We start from the raw sequence: 12,875 nt of genomic DNA, 5'->3' as shown, positions 1-12,875 counted from the left end.
AGTGTTGCACTTCAATTTTAAATCGGGGTAATTTTGTTCTTTATAAAAAAAGTCTGGTAATTTTTTACCAGACCTTCAGTGAACCTTGATATTTTAATTTGTTGCAAAAGAATTTATTACGTTACGTTTGTTATTCCAAACAGTAACTTTAACAACTCCTAGTATCTTATCTTTAGGAACAAAACCATAATAACGGCTATCATTAGATTCATGTCGATTGTCACCCAGCATAAAATATTTTCCCTGTGGTACTGTAAATGTCTGACCTGTTCCCAAGTGCACATCCGCTGCTGGGTTTAAACTGTCTGCTAACTGCAATGTTCCTTGTTTTTGCTGTGCCTTGGTGATATAACTCTGTGATTGAAATTTGCCGTTAACATATAAATCACCATTGTCTTTATATTCGATCTTATCGCCAGGCAGACCGATGACCCTTTTGACATACATCATTTTCTTGGTCATTTCCGGATTCTGGTGATCTACACCATATGCATTAAAGACGACTACTGAATCACGCTTGATGTCTGCTTGTTTAAGCAACATCACGTGTTCAGTTGACTGCAAGTTCGGATACATTGATGAACCATCAACTTTTACCGGAGTAAATAAAAAAGTCTTGATCAATGCTGCAGCCAATAGACCGATCAAAATGGGCACCAACCAACTCATAATTGATTTTATTGTATTCATATTTCTCCTTTTACATTTGTTTGTAATTCTCAAACTCAGAATCAGAAATATCTTGTTTACGATGACTTATTTTATATAAATAAATCAAAAACAAGCTAATAAAGAAAACCTCGAAGCACAGGCTCAAGGTAGCTTCCCCATGAACAAAAGGCAAAAAGAAACCACTCGTAGTAAGAACAACTCTCAAGATGAAATCTGCCCGAACAAATAAAATAAGATTACTGATCAATGCAATTAAACTTAATAAGGACATGATAAATGTCAAAATCAAGATAATACTGAAAAATAAGCTCTTGTTATCGGCGAGTCTGAAAGCTAGCGGGTACGAGATCCTCTTAAACTTTATTAAGCCCCAAACAGTTAAGTGAAAAACAATATCTACTAAGATGTATAAGACCCCGATGATTCCAGTACAAACATTGAGAACTCGATTGATCATAGTGCTCCCTTCTTCTCAAATACTGTCAATAACAGTATTATAGACAAGTAAAAGAGTTAAGTGAAAGCAGATAAATTGTTCTTAATTTAAATTTAACTAAAATTCCAATTCCTTTAGATACTGGTAACTTGCTACCTGTTCAGCAGCATCATCTTCATTTGCTAATTGTATTTCAAAAATATTAGTGGCCTGTGGATTCAGTAACGGAACAACTTCTTGCCAATTAATATTTCCTTGTCCAACAGGCAAACTATCATGCTTTTGACCTAAAGAATCTACCAAATGATAATGAACGATCTGATCTTTTAAATTATTGAGAGAAGTCATCAAAGCATTATTATTACCCTTTACTTTAATGAAACAGTGTGACGTATCAAAGGCCAAGCGATAATGATGCTCTTTAATTTTTTCTTCATCTGCTGGTAAGCCATAAGCGAAAAGTTGTGAGATAGAGTTTTCAAACATAACATGGCGACCGCCCAGCTCTTGAAAATGGTCTAGACGGGCAAAAGCCGCCGCTTCAGCTTCCGCAAAAGAAGCATACATCTCAATGAAATGCTGTGTTTGCCGGGCATAAGCGCCATGAATCAAGACTTGGACTTCGTGATCATCCGCTAATTGTAATAAATCTAAAGCTGACTGTTCAACAAAAGCATACAAACTCGGGCACCTACGTTCTGGCGCGATAATTTCAGTTGCAGTTCCACGATATTTCATTGGGTGATGAAACACGATCTTATCCGTTGCTTCACTTTTGACCCATTCAATATCATATGCCAAGCGTTTCAATCCTTCTGTCGTAAAATCATTTTCATCAGTAAAAAACTCAAAAACATCCGGATGGTACTGTAAGCGGTCCTTAATTTGACTAGCTGATGTGCTGGCTTTCAGTCCTAAATCTATCATAAATTCTAGATTACCTCTTTTACTGATCTATATCTTCCATCCATGCTAAAGCGAGTGCCTTTTCCCCCAAATGAGTCCCAATAACCGGTCCAAAATAACTAATATCAATTGGATAATTAGGGTATTGTTTTGCTAGTTTTTGTTTCCAGTTTAAAGCTGCTTCTTTATCGTTGGCGTGAATAATGATCATTCTTACAGGATAGTCGATATTTTTTAGTTTCTCATCAAATAAACTTTCAACACGCTTCAATGCTCGTTTAGAAGAACGAACTTTATCAAAGGCTACAATTTTATCTGACTGCTCATCAAAAGTTAGAATGGGCTTGATTTTTAAGACGCTGCCAATAAAAGCAGATGCATTAGATAAACGCCCGCCACGAACCAAATTTTGCAAATCATCGACAACAAAATATTCATCGACTGTTTTTCTTAAGTGCTCTAAACGATCAATGATCCGCTGACTTGTTTCGCCGCGTTGTGCCATTCGAGCAGCCTCGACCACCATATTTCCCATTAGCATAACCGTGATCTGCGAATCAAATGGAATAACATTGACATTTTTGACTTGTGGAGTAACAACTGTCTTCAAAGTATTATATAGACCAGAAATTGTTGCCGCTAAATGGATACTGATCACAGTATCATAACCCTGTTCCCCAAGATTTTCGTACATTTCTACCAACTCACCGATCGGAGGTTGTGATGTACTTGGAAAAGACTCTGAAGACCTCAACTTTTCAAAAAATTGATCGGTTGTGATGTCGACATCTTCCTGATATGTTTTTCCGTCAATTATAACTGGTATCGGGATCACATGAATATTATATTTTTCTATTTGTTTTGGTGAAAGATAAGCCGTACTATCAGTAACAACAGCTATTTTCATAAAATTACACCTACTTTGATCATTGTTTACTTAAATTAATTAAAAAATAATTGCGATTTTAATCGTAACATACTCATGGTATCTTAGCTAGCTTTCGATCCTTTCAAAACTTGTATTGAGACGATTTAACAAGATTTTTAGTAAATTTTGTTCCTCGTTTGTCCACTGAGAAAATAATTCACTACTCATTTTTTCAAAATCAGCATTCATCTCATTTAGAGCAGTTCTACCTTGATCAGTTATTTGATAAAGATATTTTTTTCTAGCCATTGGCTTTTCACCCATTTTTTTAATAGATAATAAATTCTTTTCAACCAATTTGCTCAACTGACGACTAAGGGTCGAAACATCTAATTTAGTCTTTTTGACAAGTTCTGTTTGAGTATCATTACCGTCCAACACATTTTGAAGTAGTTGCCATTCTGCAATTGTCAAAGTATGTATGCGAGTCATCTTTTTTAATAACTGCTTATAATTTTTTTGAACATCTAACAAGACGTCTAAACTTGCTTTCAATGTTTCACCTCCATAAAATGAACTATAATTGTATATTACAACTTAACTCAACAACAAACAAGTTTAAGTTTCGTATAGTATAGGATTTAACATATTACAGAAAGAAAAACTACAAATAGCTTTTGCTCAAAAGATAAATAAAGGTTAAAATGTAACTACTGTAAACAATAAAAAGGAGTGTTCAATAATGGCTTTCGATGGTTTATTCGCACATGCGATGGTTAATGAATTAAAAAATACACTAGTTGGCGGTCGTGTGGCAAAAATATCGCAGCCCTATTCCAATGAAGTGATTTTAACAATTAGGGCTAACCGCCATAATTATCCTTTGTTGTTATCAGCAAACCCTAATTATGCACGGATACAGATCACAAAGATACCTTATGAGAACCCCCAAACTCCTACGAACTTTACCATGATGTTGCGCAAATATCTTGATGGCGCAAAAATTCAGGATATTTGGCAATTACAAACTGATCGTGTTATCTATTTAAGTTTTACCCGTAGAAACGAACTTGGAGATCAAATCACTCTACTGTTAAGTATCGAAATCATGGGAAGACACAGTAATGTGATTTTGATTGATTCTCAAGAAAATAAAGTTTTAGACGCGATCAAGCATGTCCCGGTACAACAAGATCGTTATAGGACTCTACTGCCTGGTTCGACTTATCGAACTCCACCAAAGCAAGAAAAAACAGATCCTTTTTCTGAACAGGACTTCTTTTCAGAGTTAAATAAGCAATTCCCCAATAGAGATGTTCTAGCTTCCGAATTAATGAAAGCTTATCAAGGGTTCTCAAAATTGTCAGGCTTACTCTTAGCCGATACATTACATTCAGCCGAGTATAAAACTGTCAACGAGGCATACAAATCTTTCCTCGAAAAAACTGAAAGTCCTACTCCAGTTATTATCACACATAACGATAAAATTGATTTCAGCTTTTTCTCTGGTCAAATGGAAGTTCAATCAACCTGGGAAACTTTAAGTGAGTTATTGGATAAATTTTACCAAGAAAAAGCCCAACACGACCGAGTCAAGCAACAAGGTGCTGATCTGATCAAAGTTGTCAAAAATAATCTGCGTAAAAATGAAAGAAAGTTAAAAAAGCAAGAAAAAGAGCTTAAAGCAACAGAAAATGCTGATTTTTACCGTATCAAAGGTGAACTGCTGACCACTTATTTATATAAGGTCAAGAGAGGAATGACCTCCGTCACGTTGCCTAACTACTACAATAATGAGCAACCTGAAAAAATCAATTTGTCAAATCAACTGAGCCCTTCACAAAATGCACAGAAGTATTTTAAACGTTATCAGAAGCTCAAAAATGCTGTGAAATATTTAGGTGAACAGATTCGGCACACAAAGTCAGAAATCAATTATCTTGAATCACTGGCTAGCACTATTGAACTGGCAGATCCAAGCGACCTTCCAGAGATCAAAGTCGAGTTACAGGAACAAGGTTATTTGAAATCGCAAAAAAATAGCCCGGCGGCAAAAAACAAGAGACGCAAAAGTTTGAGCAAGCCAGCTGAATTTACCAGTAACGATGGAACTAGAATTTCTGTTGGTAAAAACAACAAACAAAATGATCATTTGACCATGAAAATCGCAAAAAATAGCGATTTTTGGCTTCACGTTAAGAATATTCCTGGTTCACACGTTATTGTGCATAGTAGTTCACCAAGCGATGAAACACTTACTCAAGCAGCACAAATTGCAGCCTACTTTTCTAAAGGCAGATCCTCGTCTAACGTAGCGGTTGACTATGTTCCAGTAAAGAATATCCGTAAACCTAACGGAGCAAAACCTGGCTTTGTCATTTATGAAGGTCAAAAAACTATATATGTCACTCCTGAAAAAGAAGAAATAGAAAAATTGAAATAAATAACAGAGTGTAACTTACAAAAAGTCTTCATCTATCAATGGCAGTATGTGCCGAATAGATGAAGACTTTTTTTATAAACCAACAGAATCATTTTTGACTAATTTCATATGTCGTGCTCTTGATGCGGTAAATACTTTTTCCATTTTTTCGCTTGACCACTCTTTAACAGGTGAAAACTTGAACTGAACTTGCATACCTTCATCGTTAAAGTTGACCTTGCGGATTTCAAGGATCCTGATCCAGATACCAATTGTATTATCAAAGAAAATATCCCCTACCTGAGGAATATTGTAATATTGATCAGGTGAGAAATTTAATTCATTTTCGGTGGTCAAATAATTTGCAGCCAGATCTGGAGAACCGTAAAGTTGTCCGAGGCAATAATAAAAAATGTTATTATCATTCTCACGAAACGACTTGACATCGATCCCTAAGATATTGATTATTACAAATGTTCCACCATGATACTGAACTACATCTCCGATAGAAACCGGTAATTCCTCTTTTCTTTTTAAGCGAATACTCTCGATCATAGTTGCACCTCCCTGTTAACTATATTCAAGTTTGCACAGAGTTAAGCTTGACCTAATGATTTAACTTCAATTTAATTATAAACTCTTCAGCCAAAAGTTCCAAGTTTTCATATGATCACCACAACATATTTTTCATTCTTTTTTTGCTGAATCAAGGTCAATAAAACTTTAACTACATAATAGTACATACAAGATTTAGGTAATTTGTACAACTTGAACTTCTAAGCAAACTTCTTTACTTCACTTAAAGAATCAATTTGATAACTTGGGCTTATCTGTGAGAAGTTGGTAGTCCTTTCTGGATTAAACCACATGGTATCGATTCCTGCATTGATACCTCCCAAGATATCTGAACTTAGGGAATCACCGACGATCAGCGTCTGAGCAGGGTCAGCGTTAGAATGACTAAAAAAATACTTAAAAAATTCAGGATCTGGTTTTTCACTGCCTATTTTCTCGGAAACAAAAACCTGTTCGAAAAATTCAGCCATTTTAGCATCTTTAAGGCGTTGAATTTGTACCTTAAACACACCGTTAGTTGCTAAATATAACTGCTTTTTTTGCTGAAAATAGTTCCGTCAAAAGTTCTATGGCCCCATCCACTTCTTCATGACCATAAGCTAAATATGACAAATATTGGTCAGAACAACTGTTACCATTGATTTCCAACTGATAGTAGTTTTTGAAAAAAGTATGAAATCTTTCTTCAAAAAGCTGCTCACGAGTAATTTGCTTTTTTTCCAATTTCTTCCATAAACTTTGATTAAAATTGCTAAATGCTTGCTTAGCCGGTTCATCTAATTTCAACTTTAAATCAGAAAATAACAATTGTAATGCTTGTTGTTCAGCTGATTTAAAGTCGAGCAACGTATCGTCTAAATCAAAAATAAATGTTTGATATTTTTTATCAGTCAATTATCTACTCCTGTTTAATCTTTAATTCATAAGCTTTTCTTATTGGGTCACTTTGTTCTTGCTTAACTTCAACAATTCCGCAGTATTGAAATCCCACCTTGCTGATCACATGTTGCATACCGGCATTTTGTGGATGAGTGTCGATACGTACATGGTAGATTCCCCTTTTTACTATTATTTCAAACAATTCTTTAAAAAAAGGTTCACTTAAATGCTCTCCACGATATTTAGAACTCATCGCAAAACGATGGATAGTATAATATTGAGCATCAGAAAGCCATTCTCCTTGCTTTATCACATCGTAAAAAGGATCCGGTCCTAACTTTAGAGCTGCGATCCCTAAAATTTCTGTTTCGTTTACAAATAAAAACAGGTCTTCTTGTTTGATATCTTCAAAAAAAGTGTTCTTGTTCGGTGTACCATCTTGCCATTGCGGTATACTATTTTGTTTTAAAAATAAACGTGCTTGATCAAAAATTTCCATAACCGCTGGTAAATCATTTAACGTTGCCAATCTAAGTTGTAACATAACATTTATCCCTACCGATCACTAAATAAGTATCATTGAGCAAGAAAGAGTTTTTTACTTAACTGAATTTCACGCGGATCTGGATTGCTATTATAGAATTGGACCTTTCCTTTTTTTGAGCAATCATTTCGCAGCGCGTATTTATCTAATTGGCTTTTTAAGCGAGCTGCCGCTCCAAAAGCACCATCTGTGATGAAAACGTTAGGACCAACAATTTTTTGGATAGCAGCCCGTGCAAACGGAAAATGAGTGCAGCCTAAAACAATTGAATCAACATTTCCCTTATAAGGTTCCAATAGTCCATTTAAATATTTATATAGTGCGGGACTATTTGTATCACCATGTTCGATGAACTCTACTAAATCAGACGCAGGTAACCGAATGATATTTGCCTGGTCTTCATACTGCGAGATCAGCTCAGCAAACTTTTTTTCTCGTAAAGTTAATTTGGTTGCCATAACTACAACCTCAGAATTACTTTTATGCTGAATAGCTGGTTTAACAGACGGTTCCAGCCCAACAAAAATAACTTCTGAAAATTCTTTTCTTAAACGGTCAATGGCCGCGCTAGTTGCAGTATTACAAGCAATTACTATCGCCTTTACATTAAGCTGAATAAACTTTTCAACAATATCATGGCTCAGCCTAAAAACTTCTTCTTTATCTTTAACTCCGTACGGAGCATTTTTCGAATCACCATAAAACAAATATGTTTCGTTTGGCATTAATTTGTATAATTCTTTTAAAACGCTGATACCACCGACCCCCGAGTCAAAAACTCCAATAGGTCTAGTTTTTTCATTAGAATTCAAAATATTTTGCCTCCGTTGCACCTTAAACTAATTATTTTTGACATAATCCTTGATCCTGCTAGCAGCAGCTTTTAATTTATCCATGGATGCGGCATAACTGACACGCACATACCCTTCTCCGCCAGGTCCAAATGATGCACCTGGGATCAAAGCAACTTGTGCTTTTTGTGCCAAGTCCCTTACAAATTTCCATGAATCTGTTCCAAATTTGGTAGGGATCTTAGCGAATAAGTAAAACGCTCCATCCGGACTCGCAACCTCAAAACCGCATTGTTCAAGTTCTTGACAAAAGAAATCCCGTCTTTTGATATATTCATTCTTCATCTGTTTACTGTCTTCTTGTCCATTAGTTAAAGCTTCAAGTGCAGCAAACTGAACATTGTTTGTTGGTGCTGTTACTAAGTACTGATGCGCCTTGATCGCTTGTTCGATGAAATCATTTGGACCCATAAGAAAGCCCGCTCTCCACCCAGTCATTGCATGGGACTTGGATAAACCTGTAACAAGCAATACTTGGTCAGGTAAAAACTCAGCTAAACTGGTATGTGTTTTTCCATAAGTCAATTCCGCATAGATCTCATCGCACAAAACCCACATACCGCTTTCTTTGATCACTTCAGCCAATTCTCGTAACTGTTCTCTCGAGTAATTTACTCCAGTTGGGTTACTTGGATAAACCAAGACTAGCGCTTTAATATTACGTTCTTGATTATTTTTAATAGTTTCTTTTAACCTTTCTGGAGTTAAAAGAAACCCATCAGCATTAGTATCTATAGTTATGCATTTGCCGTGATTGATTTGAGTAATTGGAATATAGATCGGGAAAACAGGTGTTGGGACAAGAACCACATCATCTGGGTTTAAAATGGTTTGTAAAGCTGCTGCGATCCCCTCGGTGGCTCCAATAGTTGTAATGACCTGCTCCGGTTCATAGTTTAAATGATATTTTGAATTGTAATAATCTGCCGCTGCTTGACGCAAAGCTGGAATCCCAGGATTAGGCGTATAGTGAGACTGATCGTCATTTATTGCATCAACTGCAGCTTGTTTAATATGTTCAGGCGTATTAAAGTCCGGTTCACCTAAAGTTAACTTAATGATGTCCGGAATATTACTGACATCAATGTCAAATTGGCGAATATCTGAAATTGCAACTTGTTTTACTTCTTGATTAAATTTATGTTTTAAAACCATTTTCTCACGCCCCTTTCATCAAATTGACATTATTATACCAACTACGAAGCAGGTAATGCTATCATAATTATAAAAATTTACAAAATAATTGTTATTTATTATCACCGTTTACTATCTTGATCTCAGTTTCTGGGGAAAATAATTCACGCTGTTCTTTGGTTGGAATTTTATCAGTAATGAATAATGAGATTTGGTCTAAAGAACAGATTCTGTAATACGATTTATTTACAAACTTCTGGTGCTCTGCGACCAAAATAACCTTACGCGCACGCTTAGCCGCCATGCCAACAATTTCAGCATCATCTTGATCTAACAGATAAACACCATTTTCATCGATCCCAGAAGCAGCTATAAAAGCTGTATCGAACATAATATCTTGTAGCTCTTCCATGGCTAAATGAGAATAGAAAAAACGATTGTCATGATCTAAAGTCCCACTCAAACTTTTAACAGTAACTTTATTATTTTGTGCTAAAGCAATACAATTGTCTAACGAGTGAGTGACCACTGTTAAGGGAATATTTAGGTTCTGACAAGTTTTTAATAAAATAGTAGAGGAATCAACAAAGTAAACATGGTGTGGTTTAAAATAATTTAAAGCTTCAAGTGCAATTTGGGTTTTAGACTTGGTGAAATGTGCTAACCGACTTTCATAATTAGGGACACTTCTGCCAAAATCAAGGGGCAAGATCCCTCCGTGAGTTCGACGAACCTCTCCTCGTTTATTCAAAAGGACAATATCCCTACGTGCTGTGTCCTGTGAAATACCAAATTCATTCATAATATCTTTAGTTGATAGCTCCTGCCGCTCTTCCAATAATTGTTTGATAAGTTCAATTCTTTTTTCCTGACTCAACTTGATCACCTCAAAATAATGTTTTCAATCTTTATTATATGTTTTTATATACGTAATTGAAAGTATTTATAATGATTACCTTTCACTTGTTTCTGATTTTGATTTTGAAGCCATAGTTAAAGTAACTTATTATTATGCTATGCAAAAAAAAGACTCCCAATTGCCATTACTGACAAATATTAGGAGACTATTTTCTCTTAAGAATATTATTTATCTTTTATTCGAAAGCTTTTTCCAACGGCGGTACAACCTGTTTTTTACGTGAAACGACGCCAGGAAGGTCCATTTTATCGTTCTCTAAGCCATGGCCAAAGGCAGTTTCAACAATATCCTGGCCTGCTCCAATCGCTAATAAGCGAGTATTGGAATCTAAGATATTTGTGACCATTAATAAGAAAAGATCATAACCATTATCTTTATTTTGAGCCTCAATAGCTGAACGCAATTCATCTTCACGCGCAAATACCTCAGCAAGATCAACTGTATTTACCTGATCCACACGAACGGTTTTGCCCCCCATTTCAAAGGATTTAGCATCAGAAGTAACTAACTCCTCTGCAGTTTTAGTTGCCAAATTAGTTCCAGCCTTCAGCATTGCTAAGCCATACTCTTCATAATCAACTCCAGCAATTTCGGCTAATTTTTTCCCAACCGCAACATCAACATCAGTTGTTGTTGGTGACTTGAATAATAATGTGTCTGAAATAATGGCAGATAACATTAAACCAGCTAAATTTTGCGGAATTTCAACTCCCCGTTGTTTGAATTCCTTAAAGATGATCGTACTGCAACAGCCAACTGGTTCTGCATGATAATATAGCGGAGCCGCTGTTGCAAAGTTAGCGATCCTGTGATGGTCGATCACATGCGTTACTGTTAAATCAGAAATGTCGTCTACACTCTGCTGTGCTTCATTATGATCAACCAATACGACTTCTTTCGTCTCTGCACCAGCTTCTGAAATAATACGAGGATATGGTTCTGAAAAATGATTAAGTACAAATTTTGTTTCATCATTGGGTTCGCCTAAAGCAACAGCTTCAGTATCCGATCCTAGCTGATTTAACAAAAATGAATATGCTTTAGCAGCGACGATAGCGTCGGTATCTGGATTTTTGTGTCCAAAAACTAATTCTTTCATGTTAATTCATATCTCCTTATAATGACCAGTCTTGTTAGTCTCACTACAAACTAAAACACCGGGTAATTAAATATTCATATACTTAGCTTATTGCTCAAGAGTAGAATCTGTCAAGCGAGAAATGTAGTCTTTTTCAACTAGATATTGTTCAAACTCTTTAAAAAAGTTTGCGATCCGAGGAATTTCAGACTTGCCCTTACGATAAACATAGGACATTTCAAAACTGATCACCGGATCAAACGTTGCAGTGTACAGTCCGCCAGTTTCTTTTTCATGTGCTGTGATGAAAGACGCTGGTAATGCAGTATAATTTCCAGTCTTCTTTGAAAATTTGAGTAATTGGTTTGGCTGGGTAAAGCGTGCCGCAAATTCAGGTGAATCCAAGTTATCATCTCTGTAAGCTTCCCGCAATTGCGTATTTACATAGAAATCAGTTGGATATCCGACCCATGGACAAGCCAAAGTATCTCTTAACTTGATTTTTCTTCTTTTCTTCAGTTTTTCGCTTTGATGAACGAATACCAAACTCTCTGTAAATATTTTCTTTGCTTCATATGTTTTCCAATTTTTAATATTTTCATCTGGAAGATACATGATTGCTATATCTAATTGATTATTTTCCAACCCTTCCCAGATCTCTTTACGAGTCAAAGAATAAACAGTTAATTTAATATTTTGATGTCTTTGATAAAAATCAGACACAAAATCAAAAAAGACACCTGTATCAATAGAAGCCAAAATCCCAATGTTGATCTCACCAATATCCGGACTAGTGGATTGTTGAATTTCATCGGTAGCCTTGTTCAAAGTTTCATAGATTTGGTGAGTTGCATCTAACATTGTATAGCCTGCATCAGAAAGATGTAATTTTTTCCCAACCGAGTAAAACAATGGTGCCCCAACATTTTTTTCGAGCTTTTTGATCTGTTGAGTCAGTGCTGGTTGGGTAATACCCAAAATTTGAGCAGCTTGAGTATAACTCATAGTTTCCGCTAATTGAAGAAAATAAGTTAACGTTTTAGATGAAAAAATACTTTCATGCTGTGTTTTCATAAATACGACCCCCTTTTTGTTTTCTCTCGCATAACTAAAACATTTTTCGTAAACAACACCCGCTCGCACTTAATTTAAAACCAAGACCATAAATCTCCGGAAAAATTACTTTTTTTAAATAAAGGTTGTGTAGTTTTTAAGGTAAAAGTGGTTGTCCCACAATTATCTTATTTTTACCTTGCTGATCTGGCAAAAATATCTATTCCTTGATTATAAGTATAGCAAGAAAATAATAACCTAACATTAATAAAAATGTATCCTTGAAAACTGAGTCGGCATTTTATTAGCACGAAATAACCAGTAAAAATAAAGATAATCTGATACATACAATAAGTTTACACTTTAAATGATTTTTTCGCAAATATCGGTTTCATTGTTGACTGGCGTGGATCAAGAAATATCTAAAGTCTCGCAATCAGGTCTAAAAAGTCAATTACTTTCACATTTCAAATATCTTACTAAAAACACCTGTTTTAAAAAGCTCTGTCAGACAAAGCTTTAAAACAGGTATATCTT

The 12,875-nt window shown here is 35.5% G+C and carries 15 protein-coding genes; 1 reads left to right on the top strand and 14 read right to left on the bottom strand.

Annotated features, from left to right (window positions below):
- Nucleotides 1-93 precede the first annotated feature (93 nt).
- From lepB to FC65_RS01235, 5 genes are all read right to left on the bottom strand, one after another.
- Complete coding sequence (lepB, locus tag FC65_RS01255) at nucleotides 94-690, bottom strand: signal peptidase I (protein WP_010494179.1); 597 nt, start codon at nucleotides 688-690, stop codon at nucleotides 94-96.
- Nucleotides 691-700: 10 nt separating this feature from the next.
- Entirely contained in the window at nucleotides 701-1,129 is a 429-nt protein-coding gene (locus FC65_RS01250) for a hypothetical protein (RefSeq protein WP_010494181.1), read from the bottom strand.
- 96 nt (nucleotides 1,130-1,225) lie between these two features.
- Nucleotides 1,226-2,035, bottom strand: coding sequence for a TIM barrel protein (locus tag FC65_RS01245; RefSeq protein ID WP_056971255.1), 810 nt, complete (start codon nucleotides 2,033-2,035; stop codon nucleotides 1,226-1,228).
- Between the two features lie 19 nt (nucleotides 2,036-2,054).
- Complete coding sequence (locus FC65_RS01240; protein ID WP_056971254.1) at nucleotides 2,055-2,921, bottom strand: DegV family protein; 867 nt, start codon at nucleotides 2,919-2,921, stop codon at nucleotides 2,055-2,057.
- An 87-nt stretch (nucleotides 2,922-3,008) separates the two neighbouring features.
- Nucleotides 3,009-3,437, bottom strand: a complete 429-nt coding sequence (locus FC65_RS01235) for a MarR family winged helix-turn-helix transcriptional regulator (protein ID WP_056971253.1) — start codon at nucleotides 3,435-3,437, stop codon at nucleotides 3,009-3,011.
- Between the two features lie 187 nt (nucleotides 3,438-3,624).
- On the opposite strand from FC65_RS01235, the gene FC65_RS01230 reads away from it, so the two are divergent.
- Nucleotides 3,625-5,325 (top strand): Rqc2 family fibronectin-binding protein, encoded by a 1,701-nt coding sequence (locus tag FC65_RS01230; protein WP_056971252.1) that lies wholly within the window; start codon nucleotides 3,625-3,627, stop codon nucleotides 5,323-5,325.
- Nucleotides 5,326-5,397: 72 nt separating this feature from the next.
- Here the strand turns inward: FC65_RS01230 and FC65_RS01225 are convergent, their stop codons facing one another.
- The 9 genes from FC65_RS01225 to FC65_RS01190 all read right to left on the bottom strand — a co-directional run bounded on the left by FC65_RS01225 (nucleotide 5,398) and on the right by FC65_RS01190 (nucleotide 12,359).
- Nucleotides 5,398-5,859, bottom strand: a complete 462-nt coding sequence (locus FC65_RS01225) for a hypothetical protein (protein WP_056971251.1) — start codon at nucleotides 5,857-5,859, stop codon at nucleotides 5,398-5,400.
- A gap of 221 nt (nucleotides 5,860-6,080) precedes the next feature.
- Nucleotides 6,081-6,389: an HAD-IA family hydrolase gene (locus FC65_RS12275; RefSeq protein ID WP_235803052.1), complete on the bottom strand. Its 309-nt coding sequence runs from the start codon at nucleotides 6,387-6,389 to the stop codon at nucleotides 6,081-6,083.
- A gap of 4 nt (nucleotides 6,390-6,393) precedes the next feature.
- The gene (locus FC65_RS12270; protein WP_235803051.1) at nucleotides 6,394-6,774 is read right to left on the bottom strand and encodes a YjjG family noncanonical pyrimidine nucleotidase; all 381 of its coding nucleotides are present in this window, start codon (nucleotides 6,772-6,774) and stop codon (nucleotides 6,394-6,396) included.
- Nucleotides 6,775-6,778: 4 nt separating this feature from the next.
- Nucleotides 6,779-7,303, bottom strand: coding sequence for a GNAT family N-acetyltransferase (locus FC65_RS01215; RefSeq protein ID WP_056971250.1), 525 nt, complete (start codon nucleotides 7,301-7,303; stop codon nucleotides 6,779-6,781).
- A gap of 32 nt (nucleotides 7,304-7,335) precedes the next feature.
- Nucleotides 7,336-8,115: a glutamate racemase gene (gene murI, locus FC65_RS01210; RefSeq protein ID WP_056971249.1), complete on the bottom strand. Its 780-nt coding sequence runs from the start codon at nucleotides 8,113-8,115 to the stop codon at nucleotides 7,336-7,338.
- 27 nt (nucleotides 8,116-8,142) lie between these two features.
- Nucleotides 8,143-9,309, bottom strand: coding sequence for a pyridoxal phosphate-dependent aminotransferase (locus FC65_RS01205; protein ID WP_010494193.1), 1,167 nt, complete (start codon nucleotides 9,307-9,309; stop codon nucleotides 8,143-8,145).
- Between the two features lie 91 nt (nucleotides 9,310-9,400).
- Nucleotides 9,401-10,165 carry a DeoR/GlpR family DNA-binding transcription regulator gene (locus tag FC65_RS01200; protein ID WP_056971248.1) on the bottom strand — a complete coding sequence of 255 codons (765 nt, stop codon included), beginning with the start codon at nucleotides 10,163-10,165 and terminating at the stop codon, nucleotides 9,401-9,403.
- A gap of 217 nt (nucleotides 10,166-10,382) precedes the next feature.
- Complete coding sequence (locus FC65_RS01195) at nucleotides 10,383-11,306, bottom strand: manganese-dependent inorganic pyrophosphatase (protein ID WP_010494203.1); 924 nt, start codon at nucleotides 11,304-11,306, stop codon at nucleotides 10,383-10,385.
- A gap of 87 nt (nucleotides 11,307-11,393) precedes the next feature.
- Nucleotides 11,394-12,359, bottom strand: coding sequence for a LysR family transcriptional regulator (locus FC65_RS01190; RefSeq protein ID WP_010494206.1), 966 nt, complete (start codon nucleotides 12,357-12,359; stop codon nucleotides 11,394-11,396).
- Nucleotides 12,360-12,875: the final 516 nt, after the last annotated feature.

The organism is Ligilactobacillus acidipiscis DSM 15836, assembly GCF_001435755.1.
Taxonomy (GTDB): Bacteria; Bacillota; Bacilli; order Lactobacillales; family Lactobacillaceae; genus Ligilactobacillus; species Ligilactobacillus acidipiscis.
This window is presented reverse-complemented; position numbering and strand designations above follow the sequence as displayed.